Annotated in this window: 24 protein-coding genes; 11 read left to right on the top strand and 13 right to left on the bottom strand. The window is 55.9% G+C overall.

The genetic code is table 11. The features are described from left to right. Nucleotides 1–161 precede the first annotated feature (161 nt). Nucleotides 162–1592, bottom strand: a complete 1431-nt coding sequence (locus ACMGEE_RS06250) for a DNA-3-methyladenine glycosylase 2 (protein ID WP_253454866.1) — start codon at nucleotides 1590–1592, stop codon at nucleotides 162–164. Between the two features lie 167 nt (nucleotides 1593–1759). Between ACMGEE_RS06250 and ACMGEE_RS06245 the strand changes: the two genes are divergently transcribed. The 3 genes from ACMGEE_RS06245 (at nucleotide 1760) to pnuC (ending at nucleotide 4169) form a co-directional block, all read left to right on the top strand. After that, the gene (locus ACMGEE_RS06245) at nucleotides 1760–2257 is read left to right on the top strand and encodes a methylated-DNA--[protein]-cysteine S-methyltransferase (protein WP_253454865.1); all 498 of its coding nucleotides are present in this window, start codon (nucleotides 1760–1762) and stop codon (nucleotides 2255–2257) included. 135 nt (nucleotides 2258–2392) lie between these two features. Then, on the top strand, nucleotides 2393–3433 hold the full coding sequence (gene nadA / locus ACMGEE_RS06240; RefSeq protein WP_253461066.1) for a quinolinate synthase NadA: 1041 nt from the start codon (nucleotides 2393–2395) through the stop codon (nucleotides 3431–3433). 28 nt (nucleotides 3434–3461) lie between these two features. Further along, nucleotides 3462–4169, top strand: a complete 708-nt coding sequence (pnuC, locus tag ACMGEE_RS06235; RefSeq protein WP_253454864.1) for a nicotinamide riboside transporter PnuC — start codon at nucleotides 3462–3464, stop codon at nucleotides 4167–4169. Here the strand turns inward: pnuC and zitB are convergent, their stop codons facing one another. Together zitB and ACMGEE_RS06225 are read right to left on the bottom strand one after the other, a co-directional pair. Beyond that, complete coding sequence (gene zitB, locus ACMGEE_RS06230) at nucleotides 4170–5099, bottom strand: CDF family zinc transporter ZitB (protein ID WP_301253501.1); 930 nt, start codon at nucleotides 5097–5099, stop codon at nucleotides 4170–4172. A gap of 142 nt (nucleotides 5100–5241) precedes the next feature. Beyond that, nucleotides 5242–5592 carry a YbgS-like family protein gene (locus tag ACMGEE_RS06225; protein WP_253454862.1) on the bottom strand — a complete coding sequence of 117 codons (351 nt, stop codon included), beginning with the start codon at nucleotides 5590–5592 and terminating at the stop codon, nucleotides 5242–5244. A 295-nt stretch (nucleotides 5593–5887) separates the two neighbouring features. Between ACMGEE_RS06225 and aroG the strand changes: the two genes are divergently transcribed. Further along, complete coding sequence (gene aroG / locus ACMGEE_RS06220) at nucleotides 5888–6940, top strand: 3-deoxy-7-phosphoheptulonate synthase AroG (protein ID WP_253454861.1); 1053 nt, start codon at nucleotides 5888–5890, stop codon at nucleotides 6938–6940. A gap of 56 nt (nucleotides 6941–6996) precedes the next feature. Here the strand turns inward: aroG and gpmA are convergent, their stop codons facing one another. From gpmA to galT, 4 genes are all read right to left on the bottom strand, one after another. Continuing rightward, the gene (gene gpmA, locus ACMGEE_RS06215) at nucleotides 6997–7749 is read right to left on the bottom strand and encodes a 2,3-diphosphoglycerate-dependent phosphoglycerate mutase (protein WP_253454860.1); all 753 of its coding nucleotides are present in this window, start codon (nucleotides 7747–7749) and stop codon (nucleotides 6997–6999) included. A 145-nt stretch (nucleotides 7750–7894) separates the two neighbouring features. Next, nucleotides 7895–8926, bottom strand: a complete 1032-nt coding sequence (galM, locus tag ACMGEE_RS06210) for a galactose-1-epimerase (RefSeq protein WP_301729827.1) — start codon at nucleotides 8924–8926, stop codon at nucleotides 7895–7897. After that, nucleotides 8920–10068 (bottom strand): galactokinase, encoded by a 1149-nt coding sequence (gene galK / locus ACMGEE_RS06205; RefSeq protein WP_253454858.1) that lies wholly within the window; start codon nucleotides 10066–10068, stop codon nucleotides 8920–8922. The genes galM and galK overlap by 7 nt, the downstream gene beginning before the upstream one ends. A 2-nt stretch (nucleotides 10069–10070) precedes the next feature. Further along, nucleotides 10071–11117, bottom strand: coding sequence for a galactose-1-phosphate uridylyltransferase (galT, locus tag ACMGEE_RS06200; protein WP_301253499.1), 1047 nt, complete (start codon nucleotides 11115–11117; stop codon nucleotides 10071–10073). A gap of 912 nt (nucleotides 11118–12029) precedes the next feature. Between galT and ACMGEE_RS06195 the strand changes: the two genes are divergently transcribed. Beyond that, nucleotides 12030–12713: a hypothetical protein gene (locus ACMGEE_RS06195; protein ID WP_253454856.1), complete on the top strand. Its 684-nt coding sequence runs from the start codon at nucleotides 12030–12032 to the stop codon at nucleotides 12711–12713. Nucleotides 12714–13211: 498 nt separating this feature from the next. Here ACMGEE_RS06195 and modF read toward each other — a convergent pair whose 3' ends face one another. Together modF and modE are read right to left on the bottom strand one after the other, a co-directional pair. Next, entirely contained in the window at nucleotides 13212–14675 is a 1464-nt protein-coding gene (gene modF / locus ACMGEE_RS06190; RefSeq protein ID WP_253454855.1) for a molybdate ABC transporter ATP-binding protein ModF, read from the bottom strand. A gap of 76 nt (nucleotides 14676–14751) precedes the next feature. Then, nucleotides 14752–15531 (bottom strand): molybdenum-dependent transcriptional regulator, encoded by a 780-nt coding sequence (gene modE, locus ACMGEE_RS06185; RefSeq protein WP_253454854.1) that lies wholly within the window; start codon nucleotides 15529–15531, stop codon nucleotides 14752–14754. Nucleotides 15532–15675: 144 nt separating this feature from the next. On the opposite strand from modE, the gene ACMGEE_RS06180 reads away from it, so the two are divergent. The 4 genes from ACMGEE_RS06180 (at nucleotide 15676) to modC (ending at nucleotide 18491) form a co-directional block, all read left to right on the top strand. Further along, nucleotides 15676–15831 (top strand): AcrZ family multidrug efflux pump-associated protein, encoded by a 156-nt coding sequence (locus ACMGEE_RS06180; RefSeq protein WP_253454853.1) that lies wholly within the window; start codon nucleotides 15676–15678, stop codon nucleotides 15829–15831. A gap of 145 nt (nucleotides 15832–15976) precedes the next feature. Further along, nucleotides 15977–16747 carry a molybdate ABC transporter substrate-binding protein gene (gene modA / locus ACMGEE_RS06175; protein ID WP_301729826.1) on the top strand — a complete coding sequence of 257 codons (771 nt, stop codon included), beginning with the start codon at nucleotides 15977–15979 and terminating at the stop codon, nucleotides 16745–16747. Beyond that, a complete protein-coding gene (modB, locus tag ACMGEE_RS06170) occupies nucleotides 16744–17439 on the top strand; it encodes a molybdate ABC transporter permease subunit (protein WP_253454851.1) in 696 nt (231 codons plus the stop codon). Before modA ends, modB begins: the two co-directional genes overlap by 4 nt. Beyond that, the gene (modC, locus tag ACMGEE_RS06165; protein ID WP_253454850.1) at nucleotides 17433–18491 is read left to right on the top strand and encodes a molybdenum ABC transporter ATP-binding protein ModC; all 1059 of its coding nucleotides are present in this window, start codon (nucleotides 17433–17435) and stop codon (nucleotides 18489–18491) included. Before modB ends, modC begins: the two co-directional genes overlap by 7 nt. A gap of 319 nt (nucleotides 18492–18810) precedes the next feature. Here the strand turns inward: modC and ACMGEE_RS06160 are convergent, their stop codons facing one another. Further along, nucleotides 18811–19629 carry a pyridoxal phosphatase gene (locus tag ACMGEE_RS06160; RefSeq protein ID WP_436829810.1) on the bottom strand — a complete coding sequence of 273 codons (819 nt, stop codon included), beginning with the start codon at nucleotides 19627–19629 and terminating at the stop codon, nucleotides 18811–18813. 149 nt (nucleotides 19630–19778) lie between these two features. Here ACMGEE_RS06160 and pgl point away from each other — a divergent pair, with 149 nt between their 5' ends. After that, nucleotides 19779–20774 carry a 6-phosphogluconolactonase gene (gene pgl, locus ACMGEE_RS06155; protein ID WP_301251304.1) on the top strand — a complete coding sequence of 332 codons (996 nt, stop codon included), beginning with the start codon at nucleotides 19779–19781 and terminating at the stop codon, nucleotides 20772–20774. A gap of 33 nt (nucleotides 20775–20807) precedes the next feature. Here pgl and ACMGEE_RS06150 read toward each other — a convergent pair whose 3' ends face one another. Genes ACMGEE_RS06150 through curA form a run of 3 tightly spaced genes read right to left on the bottom strand, consistent with a single transcriptional unit; the run spans nucleotide 20808 to nucleotide 23033 of the window. Further along, on the bottom strand, nucleotides 20808–21284 hold the full coding sequence (locus ACMGEE_RS06150) for a kinase inhibitor (protein ID WP_253454847.1): 477 nt from the start codon (nucleotides 21282–21284) through the stop codon (nucleotides 20808–20810). A 14-nt stretch (nucleotides 21285–21298) separates the two neighbouring features. Further along, a complete protein-coding gene (locus ACMGEE_RS06145; RefSeq protein ID WP_253454846.1) occupies nucleotides 21299–21979 on the bottom strand; it encodes a type 1 glutamine amidotransferase domain-containing protein in 681 nt (226 codons plus the stop codon). A gap of 1 nt (nucleotide 21980) precedes the next feature. Continuing rightward, nucleotides 21981–23033, bottom strand: a complete 1053-nt coding sequence (gene curA / locus ACMGEE_RS06140) for an NADPH-dependent curcumin/dihydrocurcumin reductase (protein WP_253454845.1) — start codon at nucleotides 23031–23033, stop codon at nucleotides 21981–21983. Between the two features lie 657 nt (nucleotides 23034–23690). On the opposite strand from curA, the gene ACMGEE_RS06135 reads away from it, so the two are divergent. Beyond that, the gene (locus ACMGEE_RS06135; protein ID WP_253454844.1) at nucleotides 23691–24290 is read left to right on the top strand and encodes a fimbrial protein; all 600 of its coding nucleotides are present in this window, start codon (nucleotides 23691–23693) and stop codon (nucleotides 24288–24290) included. Nucleotides 24291–24336 lie beyond the last annotated feature (46 nt).

The following is a 24336-nucleotide window of genomic DNA, read 5'->3' as shown; positions in this document are numbered from 1 at the left end:
GGGTTCGAACCTGGCTAACTGGCCTGAAGCAGCAGTATTATTATTCTGTCGCGATAAGATCGGAGAATGGCGGCTGAGGCAGCTCGGAACACGGACGCGCCGTCCCCCAGGCTCGTTTCGCGCGTCCATACGCGCCCAGCTCCGGTCGCTCTACTGCCGTGCTACTTCAGCGGCGTCAGGTTTTTCCAGATATGCATCACCGCGTAGCTGCGCCACGGCCGCCAGGCTTCTGCCAGCCGTTCCGCTTCTTTTGCCGTCACGCTACCCAAATTTTTTCGCACCACGATATCCGCCGCCGGAAACGCATCGGGCCAGCGTAAGGCGCGCATAGCTATGTAATGTGCCGTCCACTCGCCGATGCCCGGCAAGGCGGTCAGCCTGGCTATCATCAGCTCCGGCTGCGCGGCTGTTTCTGGCATGCCTTGCGCGCAGGCATCTGCCAGCGCCAGCAGCGTTCTGGCTCGCGTACGTACGATGCCAAGGCTGGCTATTGCTTCAGGCGTGCTGCACGCAACTGTAGACGCCTCAGGCGACAGATGCGTCAGACCGGGAACAGATGTGGTAATAACCTCGCCAAAAGCGTCAGCAAAGCGCCCGCCAAGCGTTGTGGCTGCCTTTACCGTAATCTGCTGGCCCAGTACGGCCCGCACCATCATTTCAAAGCTATCGAAAGCGCCAGGCACGCGCAGGCCGGGGTTTTTCAGCAGGCTTTCGCTCAATAAAGGATCCTGACCAAGATGCTCCGCAACGATCTGCGGATGCGCATCCAAATCGAATAAATTTCGCAGCCGCAGAAGCAAAGCAGACAAAACCGGCGCGAGTGAATGCGTAAAGGTTACCTGAAGCGAGTTTCCTGTGTGGATGACGCGGATCCAGCCCCGATGCGCGCCCAGACGCACCGTACGGGCATAGCTGACGTCATCGACCGCTTCCACGCCTTTTAGCGCGCGCAGGCGAAGAAAATCCAGCAGGGCCACCCAGTCAAAAGGGGGGCGGTAATGCAGTAACAGCGTCGAGGTATCGCTATCCGCAGGTATCTGTTTGCGCAGGCGGCCGGGCGGCATCCGGTAGCGCTTGCTAAAGGCATCGTTGAAGCGGCGCAGGCTGGCAAAACCGCTGGCCAGCGCAATTTCCGTCACCGGCAGCGCGGTTTCAGTCAGCAGCTGTTTTGCCAGCAGCAGCCGGCGAGTCTGCTTTAGCTCCAGCGGCGATACGCCCAGTTCTTTATGCACAATGCGCCGCAGCTGCCGCAGGCTGACAGAATAACGGGCCGCCAGCGTTTCCAGACTGGCGTCTTCTTCCAGCACGCCCTCGGCAATATGCTGGATAAGGCTGTCCGCAATACGTCTGCCGTTATCAATAGGCGCATTGCCGGGTGCCAGTTCAGGCCGACAGCGCAGGCAAGGGCGGAAATGCGCTTTTTCGGCGGCGGCAGCGCTGTCAAAGAACAGACAATTTTTCGCCAGCGGCGCCTTTACGGGACAGACCGGGCGACAGTAAATCCCCGTCGAGATCACGCCTACATAGAACACGCCATCGAAACGGCTGTCGCGCGAGGTAAGCGCAAGGTACGCGATTTTTGCATCAATCATCATCTTTTCCCGTCAGGCAACCTGTCTGGCAGAGTAGGCCGCTTTTCGATGCCGTGCCAGCCATTTTCGGACAGCTAACTATTTCAGATCGATGACCGAAAACGGCTGGCAACTCGGGCCGTTACGCGGATAATTACTGTCCGTAGCACGGAGGAGGAGGAAATAAGATGAGTCATTTTTACACGCTTATGCCGTCGCCGGTCGGCACGTTAAAACTGATTGCCAGCGATAAAGGGCTTGCAGCCGTACTGTGGGAAAACGAAGATCCCAGGCGTTACCGACTTCCCGAGCTGTTGCGGGAAGGATCGCATCCGATTTTGCTGGAAACGGCGCGCCAGCTTTCGGAATATTTTGCTGGCAAACGCAGGCAGTTCGCGCTGCCGCTTGATTTTGTCGGCACGGAATTTCAGAAAAAAGTCTGGGCCGCGCTGGTGGCGATCCCCTTTGGCGAAACCCGCAGCTATCGGGAGATTGCCTGCGAGATTGGGCATCCAGCCGCAGTACGCGCGGTAGGCGCGGCTAACGGCAAAAATCCCGTATCGATTATTGCGCCCTGCCATCGGGTGATCGGCGCCAACGGCAAGCTGACCGGTTTTGCCGGTGGGCTTGAGGTTAAGGCTTATTTACTGAAGCTGGAGGCGACGGATAACTTCCAGCTTCGTTAAGGGCAGCAAATAATCCGCGACAGCGGTGAAAGTTTCGGCTATCTTGTTTAGCATATAAAACAAGCCGGGCGGATAAGCGCGTAACGAACGTTATGGCCGCCACTCTGGTTAAGTGCACAAAACGAGAGCCGTGTGATGAGCCTGATGTTCGATCCCGAAACCGCTGTCTATCCTTTTCCGCCTAAGCCTGCCCGCTTAACGCCTGATGAAAAGCAATTTTATCGCAGCAAAATCAAAAGGCTGCTGAAAGAACGCGATGCAGTGATGGTCGCGCATTACTATACCGATCCGGAAATCCAGGCGCTGGCGGAAGAGACCGGCGGCTGCGTGGCGGATTCGCTGGAGATGGCGCGCTTTGGCAGCCAGCATCCTGCCTCCACGCTGCTGGTGGCGGGCGTACGTTTTATGGGCGAAACCGCAAAAATACTCAGCCCGGAAAAAACCATTCTGATGCCGACGCTTCAGGCGGAATGCTCGCTGGATTTGGGCTGTCCGATTGACGAATTCACCCGGTTTTGCGATGCGCATCCCGATCGTACCGTTGTCGTGTATGCCAACACTTCCGCAGCGGTAAAAGCGCGCGCGGACTGGGTAGTGACCTCCAGCATCGCCGTTGAACTGATTGAACACCTTGACGGTCTGGGGGAAAAAATTATTTGGGCGCCGGATCGCCATCTTGGCCGCTACGTTACCCGCCAGACCGGCGCGGATATTCTGTGCTGGCAAGGGGCCTGTATCGTCCATGACGAATTCAAAACCCAGGCGCTGGCGCGGATGAAAGCGCTCTATCCCGATGCGGCGGTACTGGTGCACCCTGAGTCGCCGCAGGCCATTGTCGAGCTGGCCGATGCAGTAGGCTCAACCAGCCAGCTGATTCAGGCGGCGAAAACGCTGCCGCAGCGGCAAATGATTGTGGCAACCGATCGCGGTATCTTTTACAAAATGCAGCAGGCCTGCCCGGACAAAGAGCTGCTGGAAGCGCCAACGGCGGGCGAGGGCGCAACCTGCCGCACCTGCGCGCACTGTCCGTGGATGGCGATGAACGGGCTACAGGCTATTGCAGAAGGGCTGGAGCACGGCGGCAGCGAACATGAAATTAACGTTGATGCGGCGCTGCGCGAAGGCGCGTTACGGCCGCTGGATCGTATGCTAACCTTTGCTGCATCATTAAAATAACGCCCGTTTTCAGCTACAAGGTGCCAATATGGATTTTTTCAGCACGCAAAATATTCTGGTTCACATCCCTGTAGGGGCGGGCGGCTACGACCTCTCCTGGATTGAAGCGATCGGCACGCTGGCGGGTTTGCTCTGTATCTGGCTCGCCAGCCTTGAAAAAAACATCAACTACGTTTTTGGTTTGATCAACGTCACGCTCTTCGCGGCGATCTTTTTCCAGATCCAGCTTTATGCCAGCCTGCTGCTGCAGCTCTTTTTCTTCGGCGCTAACGTTTACGGCTGGTATGCATGGACGCGGCAGACCACCGACAACCAGCAGGCGCTGCAAATTCGCTGGCTGGGCCTGCCAAAAGCCCTTGGCTGGGCGCTGTTCAGCGTGGTGGCGATTGCCCTGATGACCCTGTATATCAACCCGGTTTTTGGCTGGCTGACGGAAGTCGCCGTTAAGCTGATGCAGACGCTGGGACTGGCGGTGGCGATGCCGCAGCTTCAGCCGGACGCTTTCCCGTTCTGGGATTCCTGTCTGCTGGTGCTGTCGGTGGTGGCGATGATTTTAATGACGCGGAAATATGTCGAAAACTGGCTGCTGTGGGTGGTGATTGATGTGATTAGCGTGATGATCTTCGCTCGTCAGGGGGTTTATGCAATGTCGCTGGAATATGCCATTCTGACGTTAATTGCGCTGAACGGCTCGTGGCTCTGGATTAAAAGCGCCCGCAGGCAGGCGCTGGCTTAATCAGTGATGATGGTGGGCATGGTCGTGCCCGCTTTTTCCCCATGACAGCTCGCAGTCGCCATCGTCACAGCTCTGGTATTCCATCTGCACCGTGGCGTGCTCGATCTGATAGTGCTCGTGCAGGTAGTCATGAATACGGTGCAGCAGGGCGTCGTGATCGTAAGGCGGGATCACCTGCGTATGCAGCGTGATCACCGGCTTTTCGCCCACCAGCCACAGGTGAACGTGGTGCACGTTGCGTACCTCAGGAATATCACGCGTTAACGCCCGCTTCAGCTTCTCCACGTCCAGCTGCGGCGGCGTCCCTTCCAGCAGTTCATGAAAACTCTCTTTCAGCAGCGCCCAGGCGCTGCGCAGCACCAGCACCGCCACCAGCAGCGACAGGATCGGGTCGATGGGCGTCCAGCCGGTAAACATAATAATCAGCGCGGCAGCAATGGCGCCGACGGAACCCAGCAGATCGCCCAGCACGTGCAGCGCGGCGGCGCGAACGTTAATGTTCTTCTCTTCACTACCGTGATGCAGTAGCCAGAAAGAGAGCAGGTTCGCCAGCAGGCCCGCTACGGCAATGCCCAGCATAAAGCCACCGGCCACGGGTTCGGGATGCATAAAGCGCTGGACGGCTTCCCAGACGATCAGCGCGGTAATCACGATCAAAGCGATAGCATTGATAAACGCGGCCAGCGTAGTCAGCCGCAGCAGACCGAAAGTGTGGCGTGCGTTTGGCTTGCGGCTGGCGAACTGCACGGCCAGCAGCGCCATCAGCAGCGCGGCGGCGTCCGTGAGCATGTGTCCGGCATCGGCCAGCAGCGCCAGCGAGCCGGAAAGCAGGCCGCCAACAACTTCCGCGACCATAAAAACAGCCGTGACCAGAAAGGCGGCCAGTAAACGATTGCGGTTTCCGCCGCTATGAGAATGCGAATGCGCCATAAGTATCCATCTTTTCAATAAACCTGCTTTATCATAACAAGGAATGGAGCATGCCCGTGACGGGCTTTTTTATTGTGAATGCGCTGGGGCGGCCAATAAAAAAAGGAGAGCCTCAGCTCTCCTTTTGTCATCCGCGGCTAACTTACTGCGAGGTGCCGTCGGTTTTTCTGTCAGTGCCCGGGCCTACTTTCTGGTTAATGTCAGGACATTTACCGTCTTTGCACTGGGTATTTTTATCGATCTCATCCGCGGTCATTTTCTTTTTAGCGTGATGGGTCGTTTTGTGCGTGGTATCGGCAGTGGCGTCGCCGGTATTATTGATATGGCTGTTATCAACGTTGTTCGGCGCAATATTCTGTTTTGCGCTGCCCGCTGCGGCCCCGGCGTCTGCCGCCTGGTTAGCGGTACCGTTGTTGCTGCCCGCCGCCATGGCGGAAGCGCTACCCAGAGTCATTGCTGCTGTCAGGAAAACGATTGCAAACTTTTTCATCATCTTACTCCGTTAATTTTTTTTGCGTCTTGGCGAACCAAACCCTGCTAAAAAAGCGGTTTGCATAAAGTGGAAGAGGCAACCTCTCCTTACGCAAGCGATACGCGGCGATAAAGCAGGCGATCCCTGTGCGTTTTTTTTAAGTATTAACAAGTTAAAGTGTAGTAAAAAGCGCGAAAACGGCAACTCCTACTGATAATAATTTGTGCAAAGTCGATTTACAGGCTGGGGTTCACGCGATAAATTGGTCTGGATGCGCCTGGTGTGCAGTACGGCTCAGTAACTATTTGGAAATATTATGAATTATCAGAATGATGACTTAAGAATTAAAGAAATAAAAGAACTTTTACCTCCCGTTGCGCTGCTTGAAAAATTTCCTGCCACGGAGACGGCGGTTAAAACTGTCGCTGATACCCGCCAGGCCATTCACCGTATCCTGCAAAAAAATGACGATCGCCTGCTGGTGGTGATCGGCCCTTGCTCAATTCACGATACCGAGGCCGCAAAGGAGTATGCTGCCCGTCTGCTGAAGCTGCGCGCAGAGCTGAGCGACTCGCTGGAAGTGGTCATGCGCGTTTACTTTGAAAAACCGCGCACCACGGTTGGCTGGAAAGGGCTGATCAACGATCCGCATATGGATAACAGCTATCAGATCAACGACGGTCTGCGCATTGCGCGCAAGCTGCTGGTGGACATCAACGATACCGGCCTGCCGGCGGCGGGCGAATTTCTGGATATGATCACGCCGCAGTACGTGGCCGATCTGATGAGCTGGGGCGCGATTGGCGCGCGCACTACCGAATCTCAGGTGCACCGCGAGCTTTCCTCCGGGCTTTCCTGTCCGGTCGGCTTCAAAAACGGCACCGACGGCACCATTAAAGTGGCTATTGATGCGATCAATGCCGCCAGCGCGCCGCACTGCTTCCTGTCGGTGACCAAATATGGACACTCCGCCATTGTGGAAACCAGCGGCAACGGCGACTGCCATATCATTCTGCGCGGCGGCAAAGAGCCGAACTACAGCGCGCAGCATGTGGAAGAAGTGAAGACAGGCCTGGCGAAAGCGGGCCTGGAGCCGCAAATTATGATCGACTTCAGCCATGCCAACAGCAGCAAGCAGTTTAAAAAGCAGCTGACCGTGGCGGACGACGTGGCGCAGCAGATTGCGGGCGGCGAAAAAGCGATTATCGGCGTAATGATCGAGAGCCATCTGGTTGAAGGCAATCAGAGCCTGGAAAGCGGCGAGCCGCTGGTCTACGGCAAGAGCGTGACCGATGGCTGCATCGGCTGGGAAGATACTGAAACCGTGCTGCGCCAGCTGGCAGAGGCGGTGAAAGCGCGTCGCGGATAAGTTTCCCGTACGCGACATAAAAAAATCCGCCTTTCGGCGGATTTTTTTATTGGCTCTTACTTCGCTTTACCCTGATTCGCTACGGCGGCGGCTTTAGCCGCGATCTCGTCCGCATCGCCCAGATAGTAGTGCTTGATTGGCTTGAAGTTTTCGTCGAACTCATACACCAGCGGCACGCCGGTTGGGATGTTCAGCTCAAGGATCTCTTCTTCGCTCATGTCGTCCAGGTATTTCACCAGCGCGCGCAGCGAGTTGCCGTGTGCAGCAATGATCACTTTCTCGCCTTTCTTCATGCGCGGCAGAATAGACTCGTTCCAGTAAGGCAGCACGCGATCGATGGTCAGCGCCAGGCTTTCGGTAGTCGGCAGCTGCTCGGCAGTCAGCGCGGCGTAGCGCGGGTCGTGGCCAGGGAAACGTTCGTCAGCGCGATCCAGCTCCGGCGGCGTGACGGCAAAGCCGCGACGCCACTGTTTAACCTGCTCGTCGCCATATTTCTGCGCGGTTTCCGCTTTATCCAGACCCTGCAGCGCACCGTAGTGACGCTCGTTCAGACGCCAGGATTTTTCAACCGGCAGCCAGGCCTGATCCACTTCGTCAAGAATGTTCCACAGCGTGTGGATGGCACGTTTCAGCACGGAGGTATAAGCGAAATCGAAGGTAAAGCCTTCTTTTTTCAGCAGCTGACCCGCCGCTTTCGCTTCGGTACGCCCTTTATCGGACAGATCGACATCGTACCATCCGGTAAAGCGGTTTTCGTTGTTCCACTGGCTTTCGCCGTGACGTACCAGAACCAGCTTAGTTACAGCCATAGCTTAACTCCTTAATAATCTGACGTTTCTAAGATAACGGAAAGCGAAAATTGCCGACGCAATTTTAACTGGTCATTACCATAGCGGAAATCTGCGCGCCACGTAAGCCTGCCGCAGGCGCGATGCACGTTTTTCATGCGCTTAATCAAAGCGGCGTCAGGCGATAACGCGTTTCTGACTGATACGATTCACCTGGCTGCAGCCAGCAGTCGGGCTGCGGCCATTCCGGATGATTAGGCGAGTCGGGTAAAAACTCGCTCTCCAGCGCAATGCCCTGAAAGGCAGTATAGACGTCCTGCTCGCGAGCCGGAGTGCCTTCCAGATAATTTCCCGAATAGAACTGTAGCGCAGGCGCGGTGGTAAACACGCTGAGCTTCAGCCTGCCGTCGGCCGACCACAGCTCCGCGTCCGGCTGCGTATCGTCGCCGCCGTTCAGCAGAAACGCGTGATCGTAGCCTTTGACCGCGCGCTGATCGTCATCCAGCAGGAAGTCCTGCGCCACCGTTTTGATCTCTCTGAAATCAAAGCCGGTATCGGTGACGTCGGTCAGCAGGCGGTTGGGAATGCCTTCGCTGTCGACCGGCAAATAATGGTCGGCACGCAGGCGCAGGCGATGATGGCGCGCGTCGCCGTGCTGCGCATCCAGATTGAAATAGGCGTGGTTGGTCAGATTAACCGGACAGGCCTGGTCCACCGTGGCGTGATAGCGGATCGTGAGCGTATTGTCCTCTTCCAGCCGATAGCGCAGGGTAACCTGGAGATGGCCGGGATAGCCCTGATCGCCGTCAGGGGAATCCAGCTGATATTCGACTTCCTGGCCGGTCTGGCTGACGATGTGCCAGCGACGGGCGTGAAAGCCCTGTGGCCCGCCGTGCAGCTGATGTTTCCCCTGATTGGCCGCCAGCTGCCAGCGCTGCTCGCCTGCACTGATAGCGGCGTTAGCGATACGGTTGGCGTAGCGGCCAACCGTTGCGCCCAGATAGGCGGTCTGATTAAGGTAGTCGGCCGGCGTGGCACAGCCCAGCAGCGCTTCGCGCACGCTGCCGTCTTTCATCGGCACGCGCGCGGAAAGCCAGGTGGCGCCCCAGTCCATAAAGGTCGCTACCATGCCGCCCGCGTTGCGCAGCGTTGTGATGCGCCACGGCTGGCCGTCTGGCGCATGCGAGTGACTCAGCATGGGCCCGCTCCTTCAGAGGCTTTGCAGACGTAGAAAGTTTCTTTAATGCCGGACTGCGCCTCGTACTGCTCCGCCACGGCCGCTTTCACGCTGTCGACCAGATCCAACGGCATCAGCGCCACCACGCAGCCGCCAAAGCCGCCGCCGGTCATGCGCACGCCGCCGCGATCGCCCAGGCTGTTTTTCACAATGGTTACCAGGGTATCGATTGGCGGCACGGTGATTTCAAAATCGTCGCGCATGGAAGCGTGAGATTCCGCCATCAGCACGGCGATGCGCGCCAGATCGCCCTTCGCCAGCGCATCCGCCGCTTCCAGCGTGCGGGCGTTTTCGGTCAGCACGTGGCGCACGCGTTTGGCGACCAGCGGGTCAAGCTCATGCTCCATCGCTGCAAACTGCGCCAGATCGACATCGCGCAGCGAACTTTTGTTAAAGAATTTTGCGCCCGCTTCGCACTGCTGACGGCGAGTGTTGTACTCACTGCCCACCAGGTTACGGCGGAAGTTAGAGTTGATGATCACTACTGCGATATCTTCCGGCATCGGCACCGGACGCGTGCCCAGCGTGCGGCAGTCGAGCAGCATCGCATGATCTTTCTCGCCCAGCGCCGAGATCAGCTGATCCATGATGCCGCAGTTACAGCCGACAAACTGGTTTTCCGCTTCCTGGCCGTTTACGGCAATCTGCGCGCCGTCCAGCGGCAGCGCATACAGATGACGGAACACGGTGCCGACCGCCACTTCCAGCGAGGCAGAAGAGCTGAGGCCCGCGCCCTGCGGCACGTTGCCTGCAATCACCATATCCACGCCGTTGAAGTCAGGAATGCGTTTTTGCAGGTGCTTGACCACGCCGCGCACGTAGTTTGACCACATCTGCGTGTCATGCGGAGTAATCGCCTCGTCCAGCGAAAAAATATCTTCCTGATTTTCATAGTCGGCGGCGATGACGCGTACCTGGCGATCGTCGCGTTTGGCGCAGGCGATCACGGTCTGATAATCAATAGCGCAGGGCAGCACAAAACCATCGTTATAGTCGGTGTGCTCGCCAATCAGGTTAACGCGGCCCGGCGCCTGGATAGTTTGCGGCGCGGCATAGCCAAATTTTTCGCTGAAAATCTGTTGGGTCAGGGTTTTTAAACTCATGGTTATGCTCCGGTCTCGCGGAAATGAATATCGCTGACGGCACGCAGCCGTTCAGCCGCCTGTTCCGCCGTTAAATCACGTTGGGTTTCGGCCAGCATTTCATAGCCAACCATAAACTTGCGCACCGTGGCGGAACGCAGCAGCGGCGGGTAAAAATGCGCGTGAAGCTGCCAGTGGTCGTTGGCGTCGTCGTTGAACGGCGCGCCGTGCCAGCCCATAGAGTAGGGGAAGGAGCACTGGAACAGGTTGTCATAGCGGCTGGTCAGCTTTTTCAGCGCCACGGCCAGATCGGCCCGCTGCGCGTCCGTTAAGTCGGTCAGGCGCTTGACGTGCGCTTTCGGCAGCAGCAGCGTCTCGAACGGCCAGGCGGCCCACCAGGGCACCACGGCCAGCCAGTGGTCGGTTTCCACCACCGTGCGGCTGCCGTCATTCAGCTCGCGACTGGCGTAATCCACCAGCATCGGCGACTGCTTTTTCGCAAAATAAGCGCGCTGGAGATCGTCCTCGCGTTTGGCTTCGTTAGGCAGGAAGCTGTTGGCCCACACCTGGCCGTGAGGATGCGGATTGGAGCAGCCCATCGCTGCGCCTTTGTTCTCAAACACCTGTACCCACGGGTAGTGCTGACCCAGATCGGCAGTCTGCTCTTGCCAGGTGCGAACCACGTCTTCCAGCGCGGAAACCGACAGCTCCGGCAGCGTTTTGCTGTGATCCGGTGAAAAGCAGATCACCCGGCTGGTGCCGCGCGCGCTTTCGCAGCGCATCAGCAGGTCGTCGCTCTCCGGCGCGTCCGGCGTATCGGTCATCAGCGCGGCAAAGTCGTTGGTAAACACATAGGTGCTGGTGTAATCGGGATTTTTATCGCCGGTTACGCGCGTGTTGCCGGGGCAAAGAAAGCAGTCCGGATCGTGCGCAGGCAGCTTCTCCTGAGAAGGCGTCTCCTGTGCGCCCTGCCAGGGGCGTTTGGCACGATGCGGAGAAACCAGAATCCACTGATCGGACAGTGGGTTATAGCGGCGATGCGGATGATCGACCGGATTAAATTTCTGCATATTGAGTCCTGATTACTTTGTAATGCCTGCAAGCCTGAAAGAAAAATAGCACAGCGCGAAACGATAAAGCGTGATCGAGTGTGAATAAATGGAATCGTTTACACAAGATGAAAATTCCTAAGAGGCAGGTTTCAAGGCTGTTTAATCCCTAAATTCCTTTCCCGCTACGGTTGAAAGTGGTAGCGGTTACACAGGGCGTGCCGCCTGTCGACAGGGCAGGGGAAATCTATGGCGGGTAAATATCAGATTAATCGGATGACGCTCTGACACCGGCATCTTAAAACCATCGTTGGTGTTTAGTGCCAACATACTAAGGCTGCGCGAACTATTAGTGCCAACATACTAAAAGAACGAAAAGAGTAGCGCTAACATCCAGGCAGGCGAACGTTCGCCGCTTGTCAGGACGTATAGACCAGGCCCGACCGTCGAACACAGGGATACGCGTGCCGAGGCTCCAGGAACGGACTTACGCCATGTCTACGTCATGCATGGCGCAGTTGGTATATACCAAAAAGTGTAGCGGTACTATACGCGGTTATTCAGGCCGTACAGGGGCAGATAATCATGGCTTTACTCGGTAGAATAATGTCGAAATCTACGAACCAGATATGAGCGACTGTGTTACTGGCCATTATGGGAGTGCGCCTTTTTTTAAAGGCACTAAGTGTTGGGGATGAAATAGACGGTCTGTTATTAATTCAGGCTACAATCACAAGAAAACAATCATTATAAAAATACAGTATATTTTGGGTTGTCGAAGGTACTCATATGTCGTATAAAACATGCGTAAGGACTGATTTGTCAGATAAGTAAAGCATAGTGGAACGCACGTTTTAAAATTTCTTTGGTACTCAACAAGGCGAGGGTTTCTGATATTAACGCTCAGTTTTATTGAGCAGCATAGAGAAATAAATGGAGATTTTTTATATGGATATGCGTAACTTTGAACAATGCAGGAAGATGACAAAATCCCCTTCATGGACTTTCCTTGATGTATTCCGTTGGAAAATACTTCCTGAAAGATTCGGCGGTGGCAGATCTTATGCCAGAGGTTTTAAAGATACCTGGGTCAAAAAACAGAGTTTGCTTATCAGATCGGCTGCTCTTCGCTATAAACTGCCCCCAGAATTACTTGCTGGTGTCTGCTGGATTGAGGTAGGCGGTGATCCAGATATTATAGATCGTTTTGCTTTTGAAGTTCGCTTCATAGACTGGAGCGGCCCAGTCTGTATCGATCGTAATCTTACTGTAACCTCTCCGCCGGCTAAAACCTCGTTTGGCTTTGTCAGCATGCAACTGCGTACAGCAGCTAAAACTATGGGCCTTAATGCAGACAAGATGAGTACATCAGAACTCCGCTCGCTATCACGGTGTCTTGAAAAAGATGCCTATAACATTACCCTCGCGGCTATGCACTTACGCCAGCTTGCTGACTATGACAAGTTACCCTCTCGGCTCAGTATGAATGATGTGAGAATTATTGGAGCCAGATATAACCGGGGCACCAATCCGAGTCTGGAAAGCATCAAAAAAGATACGCGATATGGTGATTTTATTGTCAAAAACTGGCAGCATTTTACCAGACTGGTCTCGTAACAGGGTCATGATTTTATGAATAAGTTTTTTAGAATTGCATTTATTCTTTTTTATCTGGTTTGCATGGTGCTGATTTATTTATCTATGGTTGATAAATACGATGTTATCTACGATATGGATTCGACTATCCCGCAAGGTTCATTAAATAATAACAGGGGTAATGGAAACGTTTTTGGTGGGCTGGCACTATCATTTATATTCATACTTTACATGGTCTTTTTTTACGTTGAAAAATCCAAAAAATGGAAATGTTTAACAGGCATCATGACGGCACTGATATGTCTGTTTTTCTTCATCAGATAAGCCTTATATAGATTTTTGCAAAATTTTAGCAGGCTTCAGATTTACATATTCATCCCGCGCCCACGCCAGCCAGACTGGCCCTACATACTATGCAAGAGTTGCCCACGTACATCACGCCATGCCGTTACTTCGATGCGCTATCCTTTCTTTGAACAGGCAGCCTGAGCCAGCCTGACGGCTGGCCCTGAGCTCGCCTCAGAGCCTGTCCTGCTGATAGCGATAGCCGTCACCGTCCGGCACGAACGTCAGGCGATGGGTGATGCACTGTGGCGCATCTTCAGCATGGTGCGAAACGAAAAGAAGCTGCGTGGCGCCTTCGCCAATCAGCACGTCAACAAAGCGGCGCACGAGCTGGCGGTTGATCGAATCCAGCCCCTGTAGCGGCTCGTCCAGGATCAGCAGAGCCGGATGCTTGACCAGCGCGCGGGCTATCAGCACCAGCCGCTGCTGCCCCCATGACAGACTCTGAAAAGGCGCGTCCGCCACGGCACGCATCCCCAGCAGCTGTAGCCACTGCTCCGCCAGCTTTTGCTGCCGATCGGAAACGGCCTGATAAATACCGATAGAGTCAAAATAGCCGGAAAGGATCACGTTGCGCACGCTGCTGCTGACGCGGTAATCCAGATGCAGGCTGCTGCTGACGTAGCCAATATGCTGTTTGATATCCCAGATGGTTTCGCCGCTGCCGCGACGGCGGCCAAACAGCGTTAAGTCATTGCTGTAGCCCTGGGGATGATCGCCCGTTACCAGGCTCAGCAACGTTGATTTTCCCGCGCCGTTCGGGCCGACGATCTGCCAGTGCTCGCCCGCCTGCACCGTCCAGTCAAGATGGTTAAGAACAGGGCGATCGTTATAAGAGACTACGCCGTCCCGCAGCACCACTAGCGGCGTCTGCGATGACAGCGCCGTTTTTGCCGATGCGTCGTCCGCTTCCGGTAGCGCCATCCCCTGCAGGTTTTCACTGTGTGCCAGCTGGGCGACCAGCGCCTCGGCCAGGATTGCTTCGCGTGCGCCTACATGCGTCAGCTCACATTCGGCCAGCACGCCAACCCGTTCGACAAAGTCGGGAATATCGTCAAAACGGTTCAGCACCAGCACCAGCGTGTGCCCCTGCTGGTGGAGCTGCGCCAGAACCTGGGCCAGATTGGCGCGCGACGCAACGTCCAGCCCGTCAAAAGGCTCGTCGAGGATCAGCAGGTCCGGCTCGGCCATCAGCGCCTGGCAGAGCAGCGTCTTGCGGGTTTCCCCGGTCGAGAGATATTTAAAACGACGATCGAGCAACGAAGCGATGCCAAAGGTTTCCGCCAGCTGACGACAGCGTGCCTCATCGCGCACCTCCTGCTGAATAATGTCGGCAGCGGTGCGGCCGGTATCTTCTTCATCCGGGCTGAGCATATCGGTGTTGTTACGCTGCCATTCCTCGGAAACCAACTTTTGTAACTGCTCAAGCGAAAGACGAGTGGGGCGGAAAGTGTTGACGACTTCGCCTCGTGCGGCGGCAAGCTCGCCCGCAAGGGCGCGCGCGAGGGAAGATTTGCCGCTGGCGTTAGCGCCCACAAAAGCCCAGCTTTCGCCAGCCCGGATCGTCAGCGACGGCAGCATCAGGTTACGGGTCGCGCTAAGATGAAACGTGCCTTGCGAAATTTGCAACGTAGACATTGTTTATTCCATTTTATGCATTATTCCCTTCACTATCGACGCTGAGCGGCGGCGCTGTCAAATGGTGCCGCCGTTTTCAGAGCAGCGTGGCGATAATCACGCGATCGGCATTAAAATGTGCTGTTACCGCCGCGCCAGGCTGAAGATTTTGCTCCTGCGCGCGCTGGTTGGTTAAGGTAGCGCACAGCGTTTCGCCGCCCGGCAGCGCGATCAGCGCTTCACTGTGGGTCTCGCCCTTAATCAACTCGCTCAGTACGCCGTCGAGCTGGTTATCGGCCTTGCTCGCGGATTGGGTCACGTCTATCCACGGCGCTTTTATCAGCACCAGCACCTCTTTGCCCGGCGTGAGTTCAAGGCGATTGGCGCTCTGTTCAGTCAGCGCGGCTTTGATGCGCGTCTCGCCGTTGGCCAGCAGGATCTCAACATGCTGCTGCACCGTCTGCGCGTCGCGCTGCACCAGCGTGCCGAAAAGCTGGTTGCGGGCGCTGGTTTGCAGCGAAAACCGGGCGATGGCGCCCAGCAGGCTGCCCAGCGGCACGTCATCCTGCAATACATCGAACGCTTTCTGCTGAATCTGCTCCAGCAGCGCGAAAAGCTGAATCAGTCTGTCACCGTAGGCGGTGACCTGCGCGCCGCCACCGCCTTTGCCGCCCGTGGCGCGCTCTACCAGCGTGCGGTCGGCCAGCGTGTTCATCTCGTTAATTGCATCCCAGGCGCTTTTATAGCTGATCCCGGCCATTTTCGCGCCCTGGCTGATGGAGCCGGTCGCGGCGATCTGTTTAAGCAGTTCGATACGGCGGGGATCGGCGAAAAGCCGCTGCTGTAATTTCAGGATCAGGGAAAGCTCAGCCTGCATGGTCGCTCCTGGCAAAAAAGGGTTTCCGGAATTGTACACTGTTGCGCAGGCGGGGCGTAAAAACAGGTAAAACGCACAAAAGGTCAGTGCACTTTTATCCGCTACGGATACAATAACTTCTTTTATTCAGTGAGGAAAAATACCATGCTGGAATTACTCATCGGTCTTGCAGAAGCGATCCTCATGGTTCCCGTGGTGATGGCGATAATCCTTGGCCTGATCTATGGCCTTGGCGAAGTCTTTAACGTCATTTCAAAGTTTGGTCATCGCAACGAGCAGCCTGCGAAAGAACGCCGCTAGATCCCTGCCCGATACGCCCGGCGACACCGGGCGCTATTTTTTGCGAGCCGCCTCAACTTCTCTCCGTTTATGCCGATAATCTTTATGACACCGGTTGTTAAATCGTTATAGTGAAGGCTACATAACGAGACCTTCGGAGAAGACCATGTCTGTGAAATTACGCCATTTCTTGATCGGTGCCGTGGTAACGGCAAGCCTGACCGGCCAGGCCGTAGCGGCTGAAAAAATTACCGTTTTTGCCGCCGCCTCCTTAACCAACGCGTTGCAGGATATCGCTAATCGCTACCAGCAGGGAAAAGAGGTAAAAATTGTCTCCTCTTTTGCCTCTTCTTCTACGCTGGCGCGGCAGATAGAGCAGGGCGCGCCCGCCGATCTTTTTATCTCTGCCGATCAGCAGTGGATGGATTACGCGGCGCAGAAAAAAAGCATTGAAGAAGCCAGCCGCTATACGCTGTTAGGCAACGAGCTGGTGCTGGTAGCGCCGAAAGAAGCGAAATCGCCGCGAGTCACGCTGTCGAAAAACACCGACTGGAAAAGCCTGTTGCAGGGCCAGCGTCTGTCCGTAGGCGATCCCGATCATGTTCCGGCAGGGCTCTACGCCAAGGAAGCATTGCAGTCGCTGGGCGCCTGGTCAACGCTGGAGCCGATGCTGGCGAGAGGCAACAGCGTGCGCGCCGCGCTGGCACTGGTGGAGCGCAATGAAACGCCTTACGGCATCGTGTATGGCTCCGATGCGGTAGCCAGCAGCAAAGTGGCCGTGGTTGGCGTTTTCCCGGCAGACAGCCACAAGCCGGTGGAATATCCAATGGCGAAAGTGAAAGGGCATGATACCGCCGGCGTCGCCGCGTTTTATCATTATCTGAAAGGGCCGGAAGCTGCGGCCGTGTTTAAACACTACGGATTTACGCCTCTGTGATATTAAGCGATCCCGAATGGCAGGCGGTTCTGCTCAGCCTGAAAGTCTCCAGCGTGGCGGTGCTGTTCAGCCTGCCGTTGGGCATAGCAGCGGCCTGGGTGCTGGTACGCTGCCGGTTTCCCGGCAAGACGCTGCTCGACAGCCTGATCCACCTGCCGCTGGTGCTGCCGCCGGTGGTGGTCGGCTATCTGCTGCTGATTGGATTCGGCAGGCGCGGCTTTATCGGCCAGTATCTCTACGACTGGTTCGGCTTTACCTTCGCCTTTAGCTGGCGCGGCGCGGCGCTGGCCTCCGCCGTGGTCGCTTTTCCGCTGATGGTACGGGCAATCCGCCTGGCGCTGGAAGGCGTTGACGGTCGGCTGGAGCTGGCGGCGCGCACGCTGGGCGCAGGCCGCTGGCGGGTGTTTTTCACCATCACCTTGCCGCTGACGCTGCCCGGCATTATCGCCGGCACGGTGCTCGCCTTCGCCCGTTCGCTGGGCGAATTCGGCGCGACCATCACCTTTGTGTCCAATATTCCTGGCGAAACCCGCACGCTTCCTTCCGCCATGTATACGCTGATTGAAACGCCGGGCGCGGAAAACGCGGCGGCCAGGCTTTGCCTGATCGCTATTGCGCTGGCGCTTTGTTCGCTGTGGCTGGCGGAATGGCTGGCGCGTCGGGGACGCAAAAAGTTGGGGATGCCATGTTAGAGCTTGATATTGTCCAGCGCCTTGGCGACCACACTTTGCAGGTAAACGCAAACATACCGGCGCAAGGCATCACGGCTGTTTTCGGCGTCTCTGGCGCCGGCAAGACGTCACTTATTAACGCTATCGGCGGCCTGACCACGCCGCAGGAAGGGCATATTTCCCTGAACGACAGGGTGCTGTTCGATGCTCAGACCAGCGTGAACCTGCCGCCGGAAAAGCGCCGTATCGGCTATGTTTTTCAGGATGCGCGCCTCTTTCCGCACTACAAGGTGAAAGGCAACCTGGAATACGGCATGGCGAAAACGATGCGCTCGCAGTTCGATGAACTGGTAGCGCTGCTAGGCATCGGCGAGCTGCTGTCGCGTTTTCCTTTTTCGCTGTCCGGCGGAGAAAAACAGCGGGTGGCGATAGGCCGCGCTCTGCTCAGCGCGCCGGAAATTTTGCTGATGGATGAGCCGCTGGCCTCGTTGGATCTGCCGCGCAAGCGTGAGCTGCTGCCCTATTTGCAGGCGCTGGCGAAACAGGTGGCCATTCCGGTGCTGTACGTCAGCCACAGCCTTGAAGAGATTATCCAGCTGGCGGATAACGTGCTGGTGCTGGATAAAGGCGAAGTGAAAGCGCTGGGCGCGCTGGAAAAAGTCTGGGCCAGCAGCGCCATGCGGCCGTGGCTGCCGCGCGCGGAGCAAAGCAGCGTGCTGCGCGTTCAGGTGCTGGAGCAGCATCCGCACTATGCGATGACGGCCCTTTCGCTGGGCGATCAGCATATCTGGGTTAACCGCATCGACGCGCCGCTGAAAACGCCGCTGCGCATTCGCATTCAGGCCGCCGACGTCTCGCTGGTGCTGCAGCCGCCGCTGAACAGCACTATCCGCAACGTCATTCCGGCGCAGGTCGGCGAGCTGCTGGATATCGATAATCAGGTCGAGGTGAAGCTGCTGATAGGGCAAAGCGAACTCTGGGCGCGCATTACGCCCTGGGCGCGGGATGAGCTGATGATTAAACCGGGCATGTGGCTCTACGCCCAGATCAAAAGCGTGGCGATCGCCGCCTGACGGGGACAGTTGCCGTGTGATCGTTTCGTTGACGCAGGTATCGCTTTTCGCCCGCGTCAACAGGCGGACACTATGAGCAAAGCCGCTAAAGCACTTCCTGATAAATAGTCTGTGCGATACCCAGCGCCAGACTGCTGCCGATCGCCTGCCATCGGCAAGGCCGCTACAGCACTTCCTGATAAATAGTCTGTGCGATACCCGGCTGCAGACTGCTGCCGATCGCCTGCCACCGGCAAAGCCGCTACAGCACTTCCTGATAAATAGTATGTGCGATACCCGGTTCCAGACTGCTGCCGATCGCCTGCCACCGGCAAAGCCGCTACAGCACTTCCTGATAAATAGTCTGTGCGATACCCGGCTCCAGATTGGTGCCGATCGTCCGATGCGCGCGCGCCTTGATGGCATCGTCGGCGTTGCCCATCGCCACGCCCAGCCCGACTTTTTCCAGCATGCTCAGGTCATTATAGTTATCGCCAAAGGCCAGCACATCGCTCATCCGATAGCCTTCAGATTCAACCCACTCCGCCAGCCGTTTGCCTTTGCTGTTGCCCGCTTTGGCAATATCGACCTGATCGTGCCAGGACCATTCGCAGGCCAGGCCCATTTCCTGCTCCACGCTGTCGGCAAACTGTTGCAGCGCGCGGGTATCGGGATGGGATATGGCAAATTTCCAGATCGATTCCGCTTCTTCTGCCGCCTTGCTCAGGCTCGGCACCTTAATAAACACCGGACGCTGATGTTCCGGCAGCGACAGCCCCCAGTTAATGGTGCGGGTTACATGGCCGGTTTCGGCCTGGTAAAGCATCGCGTTATCAACATACAGCAGGCCATGAATGGCGGCCTCGTCCAGCATCTCAATCACCCGCAGCGCCTGATCCTGCGGCAGCGGATCGGCAGATATCACCTTTTTTGCTTGATAATCATACAAATAGGTGCCATTACAGCAGATTGCAGGTGTGTCGAGCGCCAGCGCCTGATAAAAAGGGTGGATAGCGACGTGATGGCGGCCGGTCACTATCACAATTTTTACGCCAGCCTGCCGGGCCTTTTGCAGCGCTTCCAGCGATTCAGGAAGAATGGTCTTACGCGGCGTCAGCAGCGTACCGTCCAGATCTAAAGCAATAACGCGATAACTCATAAATCGTTCCGAATGTGGTTTGAAAACGAATTTTTGAGTCTACACCCTGTGGCGGCGCTGACAAAATCGTCCGGCACAAATCCGCCTGCGTGGCCTGCGAAAACGCGCTACGCTGAAGCAGACCCGATTGACCTGAAAAAGGAGCATTTATGAAACAAGTCGTTTATACCGCCAGCCCGGAAAGCGGGCAGATCCATGCCTGGCAGCTTGACCCGCAGGGCGCGCTGACGCTGCTGCAGGTGGTCGATCTGCCAGGCCAGGTTCAGCCAATGGTGGTCAGCCCGAATAAAGCTTTTCTGTATGTCGGTATCCGTCCTGATTTCCGCGTTATCGCTTTTCATATCGACAGCGAAGGCAAGCTGACCAAAGCGGCAGAAGCGCCGCTGCCGGGCAGCCCGACCCATATTTCTACCGATCGTCAGGGACGCTTTATTTTTACCGGTTCCTATAACGACGCCTGCGTCAGCGTCACGCCGATCGATGCGCAAGGCCTGCCGGGCGAACCGTTGCAGGTGATTAAAGGGCTGGATGGCTGCCACTCGGCTAACATCGATCTTAAAAACGAAACGCTGTTCGTCCCGGCGCTAAAACAGGATCGCATCTGTCTGTTTGATTTACAGGAAGACGGTCAGCTGCTGCCGCACGCGCAGCCTCAGGTCAATACGGTTGAGGGCGCTGGCCCGCGCCATATGGTGTTTCATCCGAACCAGCAGTACGCCTACTGCGTAAACGAACTGGACAGTACGGTCGACGTCTGGCAGCTGAATAACGCGCATGGCGAAGTCGAACGCGTGCAGAGCCTGGATATGATGCCCGCAGGCTTCAGCGACACGCGCTGGGCGGCGGATATTCGCCTGACCCCGAACGGTCGTCACCTTTACGCCTGCGACCGTACCGCCAGCGTACTGACCACGTTCAGCGTCAGCGAGGACGGCGGACTGTTGACGATTGAGGGCCATCAGCCAACGGAAACGCAGCCGCGCGGCTTTAACATCGACGCCAGCGGTCGCTACCTGATTGCGGCGGGACAGAAGTCGCACCATATTGCAGTCTATAGCATTGCGGAAGAGAGAGGGCTGCTGACGCCGCTGGGACGTTATGCGGTAGGGCAGGGGCCGATGTGGGTGACCATCACGGAAATTTAAAGGACAGGCGGCGATAAGGCCGCCTGTTTTTTATCAGCTGTAGATAGCGGTAAGCGAAGCGCTCGCCAGCTGATGGAAATGCACGTTAAAGCCCAGCATCGCGCCGCTCGCCTGCTCGTCCACGTCCAGCTTTTCCACGTCCAGCGCATAGACGGTGAAAATGTAGCGATGGCTTTCGCCTTTTGGCGGTGCCGCGCCGCCATAGCCCGCTTTGCCGAAATCCGTGCGGGTCTGCACCGCACCGGAAGGCAGTTCGGCCACGCCGGAGCCTGCGCCCTGCGGCAGCACGCGCGTGTCGGCAGGCAGGTTGGCCACGCCCCAGTGCCACCAGCCGGAGCCAGTTGGCGCATCGGGATCAAAACAGGTGACGACAAAACTTTTGGTGCCGGCGGGCACGTCATCCCAGGTCAGATGCGGCGACAGGTTATCGCCTTCGTAGCCCATCCCGTTAAAAACCTGGCGCGCCGGTAGCTTGTCGCCGTCGTTAAAATCCTGACTAAAGAGTTTCATTTCCCCTCCTGGCATTATTGATGAAGCAGTTTCAGCAGCTCCTCGGCTGCGGCGACGGAGGATGCGGGATTCTGGCCGGTCACCAGGTGACCGTCCGTAATGGCGAAACTGCCCCAGTCATGGGTTTTTTCATAGTTGCCGCCCAGCCCTCTCAGCGCATCCTCAACCAGGAAAGGTACCACATTCGTCAGCCCGACGGCGCTTTCTTCACTGTTGCTGAAGCCCGTCACGCGTTTTCCGGCCACCAGTGGCGAACCGTCCGGCTTTTTCGCCCGCTTCAGCACGCCCGGCGCGTGGCAGACCGCGCCGACCGGTTTGCCGTTAGCGTAAAAACTCTCAATCAGTTCAATGCTCTGCCGATCCTCCGCCAGATCCCAGAGCGGGCCGTGGCCGCCGGCATAAAACACCGCGTCGAATTTGCTGCTGTCGATGTTGCCCAGCTGCTGGGTATTGGCCAGCGCCTGCTGAGCGGCAATATCTTTACGGAAGCGTTCGGTATCGGCGCTTTGCGCATCCGGCTCGTCGCTTTTGGGATCCAGCGGCGGGTGTCCGCCAGCGGGCGACGCCAGCACCACGTTGATGCCCGCATCGCGGAAAATGTAATAAGGCGCTGCGAACTCCTCCAGCCAGAAACCGGTTTTTTTGCCGGTTTCGCCAAGTCGGTCATGCGAAGTCAGCACCATTAAAATTTTCATTTCAGGCTCCTGTTGGCGTGTCGCCAGCCACTTTAATCAGCACTTTACCGAAGTTTTTACCTTCGAGCATGCCGATAAAGGTTTCCGGCGCGTTGTCCAGACCCTCTACTATGTCTTCGCGGAAAACAAAACGATCTTCCGCGACCCACTGGCTCATCTGCTGGAAAAATTCGTTAAAGCGATGACCGTAATCCTGATTGATGATAAAGCCCTGAACGTGCAGGCGTTTACGCAGGATGGCGCTCTGGAAAAGCGGCAGGCGATTTGGCCCTTCCGGCGCATCCTTGCTGTTGTAGTCGGCGATCAGGCCGCAGACCGGGATACGGCCTTTGGTATTCATCAGCGGCAGGACGGCGTCAAATACCGGGCCGCCGACGCTTTCAAAATAGACGTCGATACCGTCGCGGCAGTAGCGTTTAAGCGATTCTGATAAGTCGCCTGACCGATGGTTGAGGCAGCGGTCAAAGCCCAGCACATCTTCGGCGTAGCGGCATTTTTCTTCGCCACCGGCAATACCCACCACGTAACAGCCTTTCAGCTTCGCTATCTGGCCTACCATAGAGCCGACCGCGCCGGTTGCCGCCGCCACGACCACGGTTTCGCCCGGCTGCGGATTACCAATATCCAACAGGCCCATATAGGCGGTAAAACCGGTCATCCCCAGCATGCCGAGCGCCCACGAAGGGTGTTTCAGCACGGGGCCGCTGAGCTTAAACAGATCTTTGCCGTCCGACAGGGCAAAATCCTGCCAGCCGCTCTGGCTGACTACCCAGTCGCCAGGCTGGTAATCTTCATGATTTGATTGTTCAACGATGGCGACGGTGCCCGCGCCCATGACGTCGTTAACGGCGATCGGCGGCACATAGGAAGGCGCGTCGCTCATCCGGCCACGCATATAAGGATCCAGCGAGAGCCAGATCGTCCGAAGTAGAATCTGGCCTTTCCCTGGCGTTGGTACGTGCTGTGACTCCAGACGAAAGTTAGCTTCAGTCGGTGCGCCATGCGGGCGCGAGGCGAGCACGATACGGCGATTTGTCTGTTTGTCTTGCGGCATAGTTTTTCTCCTTTACAAAATACAACCCGTAAAAAGCGTAGTGCATATGTCTCGTGCTCGCTTTGCTCTGGGCCGTAAAACAGGTAAAACAGCGCCACTGAAATTTAGTGAGGCTTTTTAATCTTTTTCTGCTTGCCTGTGGGTTAAAACCGGGGCGGCAACGCAATTATTATTAACAATTTTTAAAAGCTTTATCGCGCAATCAATGTAAAAGCGTTCATATAATTAACGCAAAAATAGAGCTTGTATTGGGATGTAAATAGGTTAGTTATTGCGTATTTCCTGATGAAGATGTGCGTTTCATTAACAATGTTTTAATTATTGTCCGGGCGAGAAATTCAGAATTTTAGGTATAAATTATGAATCTTCTGACAAAACTTAGTTTAACTTAAGAGTATTGTTAGTTAATTAATGTATTTATATTTATTTTTATCGTTACCCTTAACATAATTTACTATTTATCTAAACAATAGCTAAGCTTTTTGATGGGACTGTTTAATTAGATTTGTCCTAAAAACTATTTACAAGAAATTAGAAATAGGGCGATAATAAGGCTCGGGGCCTTCTTAAGGAATGCTATATTCCTGAGCTGGAATGTTCCTGATGAATTTATATCTAAAAAGTCAGCCACATAAACATGTGAAGTAGAGGGAATTTATGGAAGAATTTAAAAAATTATTATTAGCTACCGCTATGGCGGGTACCCTTTTTACTGGCAGCGTATATGCAGCAACCGGCACCTCTGTCGCCGGGGGCACTATTACCTTTAACGGCGCGGTCAGCGACACAACCTGTAATGTCACCACGAATAGCGGGTCGGACTTTACCGTTAACGTGTCGCCTGTCACTAAAGAAGACATGGGCACCACGCCAGGCGTGATCGGCAGCAGCGCCACGCCTTTTACGATTACCGTTTCGGGCTGTAGCGGTTTTGATGACGCCAGCACGGCTGCACAGTCGTTGAATATTGTCTTCACCGGCGCCAATGTTTCGGATGATATGAATTACCTGAAAAACGAATCGGGTTCAGCCGAAGGTGTCGGTATCGCCATCACTAAAAACGGTAGCGATCTGGTAAAAATGAACGAGGCTCTGGCAACAGGACTGGCTACAAGCCAATCCGCTGCCAGTGGGAATTACGATACGGCTGCGGCAGGCGACATTAATCTTTACGCGCATTATTACAACTACGGCGGCAGCAACGTTTCTACTGGTTCAGTAGTGACTACCGCAACTTATACGTTCAGCTACGAATAATCTACCTTGCACCCGGACAGGAGAGCGTCGGCTTTCCTGTCTCTTC

Source organism: Erwinia artemisiae (assembly GCF_051400835.1).
In the GTDB taxonomy this organism is placed as follows: domain Bacteria; phylum Pseudomonadota; class Gammaproteobacteria; order Enterobacterales; family Enterobacteriaceae; genus Erwinia; species Erwinia aeris.
The sequence above is the reverse complement of the archived record's forward strand: the minus strand, read 5'-3'. Positions and strand labels throughout refer to the sequence as shown.

Coding starts and splice junctions, on each gene's coding strand:
- ACMGEE_RS06250 (WP_253454866.1), bottom strand. CDS start 1,592: ATGATTGATGCAAAAATCGCGTACCTTGCGCTTACCTCGCGCGACAGC.
- ACMGEE_RS06245 (WP_253454865.1), top strand. CDS start 1,760: ATGAGTCATTTTTACACGCTTATGCCGTCGCCGGTCGGCACGTTAAAA.
- nadA (WP_253461066.1), top strand. CDS start 2,393: ATGAGCCTGATGTTCGATCCCGAAACCGCTGTCTATCCTTTTCCGCCT.
- pnuC (WP_253454864.1), top strand. CDS start 3,462: ATGGATTTTTTCAGCACGCAAAATATTCTGGTTCACATCCCTGTAGGG.
- zitB (WP_301253501.1), bottom strand. CDS start 5,099: ATGGCGCATTCGCATTCTCATAGCGGCGGAAACCGCAATCGTTTACTG.
- ACMGEE_RS06225 (WP_253454862.1), bottom strand. CDS start 5,592: ATGATGAAAAAGTTTGCAATCGTTTTCCTGACAGCAGCAATGACTCTG.
- aroG (WP_253454861.1), top strand. CDS start 5,888: ATGAATTATCAGAATGATGACTTAAGAATTAAAGAAATAAAAGAACTT.
- gpmA (WP_253454860.1), bottom strand. CDS start 7,749: ATGGCTGTAACTAAGCTGGTTCTGGTACGTCACGGCGAAAGCCAGTGG.
- galM (WP_301729827.1), bottom strand. CDS start 8,926: ATGCTGAGTCACTCGCATGCGCCAGACGGCCAGCCGTGGCGCATCACA.
- galK (WP_253454858.1), bottom strand. CDS start 10,068: ATGAGTTTAAAAACCCTGACCCAACAGATTTTCAGCGAAAAATTTGGC.
- galT (WP_301253499.1), bottom strand. CDS start 11,117: ATGCAGAAATTTAATCCGGTCGATCATCCGCATCGCCGCTATAACCCA.
- ACMGEE_RS06195 (WP_253454856.1), top strand. CDS start 12,030: ATGGAGATTTTTTATATGGATATGCGTAACTTTGAACAATGCAGGAAG.
- modF (WP_253454855.1), bottom strand. CDS start 14,675: ATGTCTACGTTGCAAATTTCGCAAGGCACGTTTCATCTTAGCGCGACC.
- modE (WP_253454854.1), bottom strand. CDS start 15,531: ATGCAGGCTGAGCTTTCCCTGATCCTGAAATTACAGCAGCGGCTTTTC.
- ACMGEE_RS06180 (WP_253454853.1), top strand. CDS start 15,676: ATGCTGGAATTACTCATCGGTCTTGCAGAAGCGATCCTCATGGTTCCC.
- modA (WP_301729826.1), top strand. CDS start 15,977: ATGTCTGTGAAATTACGCCATTTCTTGATCGGTGCCGTGGTAACGGCA.
- modC (WP_253454850.1), top strand. CDS start 17,433: ATGTTAGAGCTTGATATTGTCCAGCGCCTTGGCGACCACACTTTGCAG.
- ACMGEE_RS06160 (WP_436829810.1), bottom strand. CDS start 19,629: ATGAGTTATCGCGTTATTGCTTTAGATCTGGACGGTACGCTGCTGACG.
- pgl (WP_301251304.1), top strand. CDS start 19,779: ATGAAACAAGTCGTTTATACCGCCAGCCCGGAAAGCGGGCAGATCCAT.
- ACMGEE_RS06150 (WP_253454847.1), bottom strand. CDS start 21,284: ATGAAACTCTTTAGTCAGGATTTTAACGACGGCGACAAGCTACCGGCG.
- ACMGEE_RS06145 (WP_253454846.1), bottom strand. CDS start 21,979: ATGAAAATTTTAATGGTGCTGACTTCGCATGACCGACTTGGCGAAACC.
- curA (WP_253454845.1), bottom strand. CDS start 23,033: ATGCCGCAAGACAAACAGACAAATCGCCGTATCGTGCTCGCCTCGCGC.
- ACMGEE_RS06135 (WP_253454844.1), top strand. CDS start 23,691: ATGGAAGAATTTAAAAAATTATTATTAGCTACCGCTATGGCGGGTACC.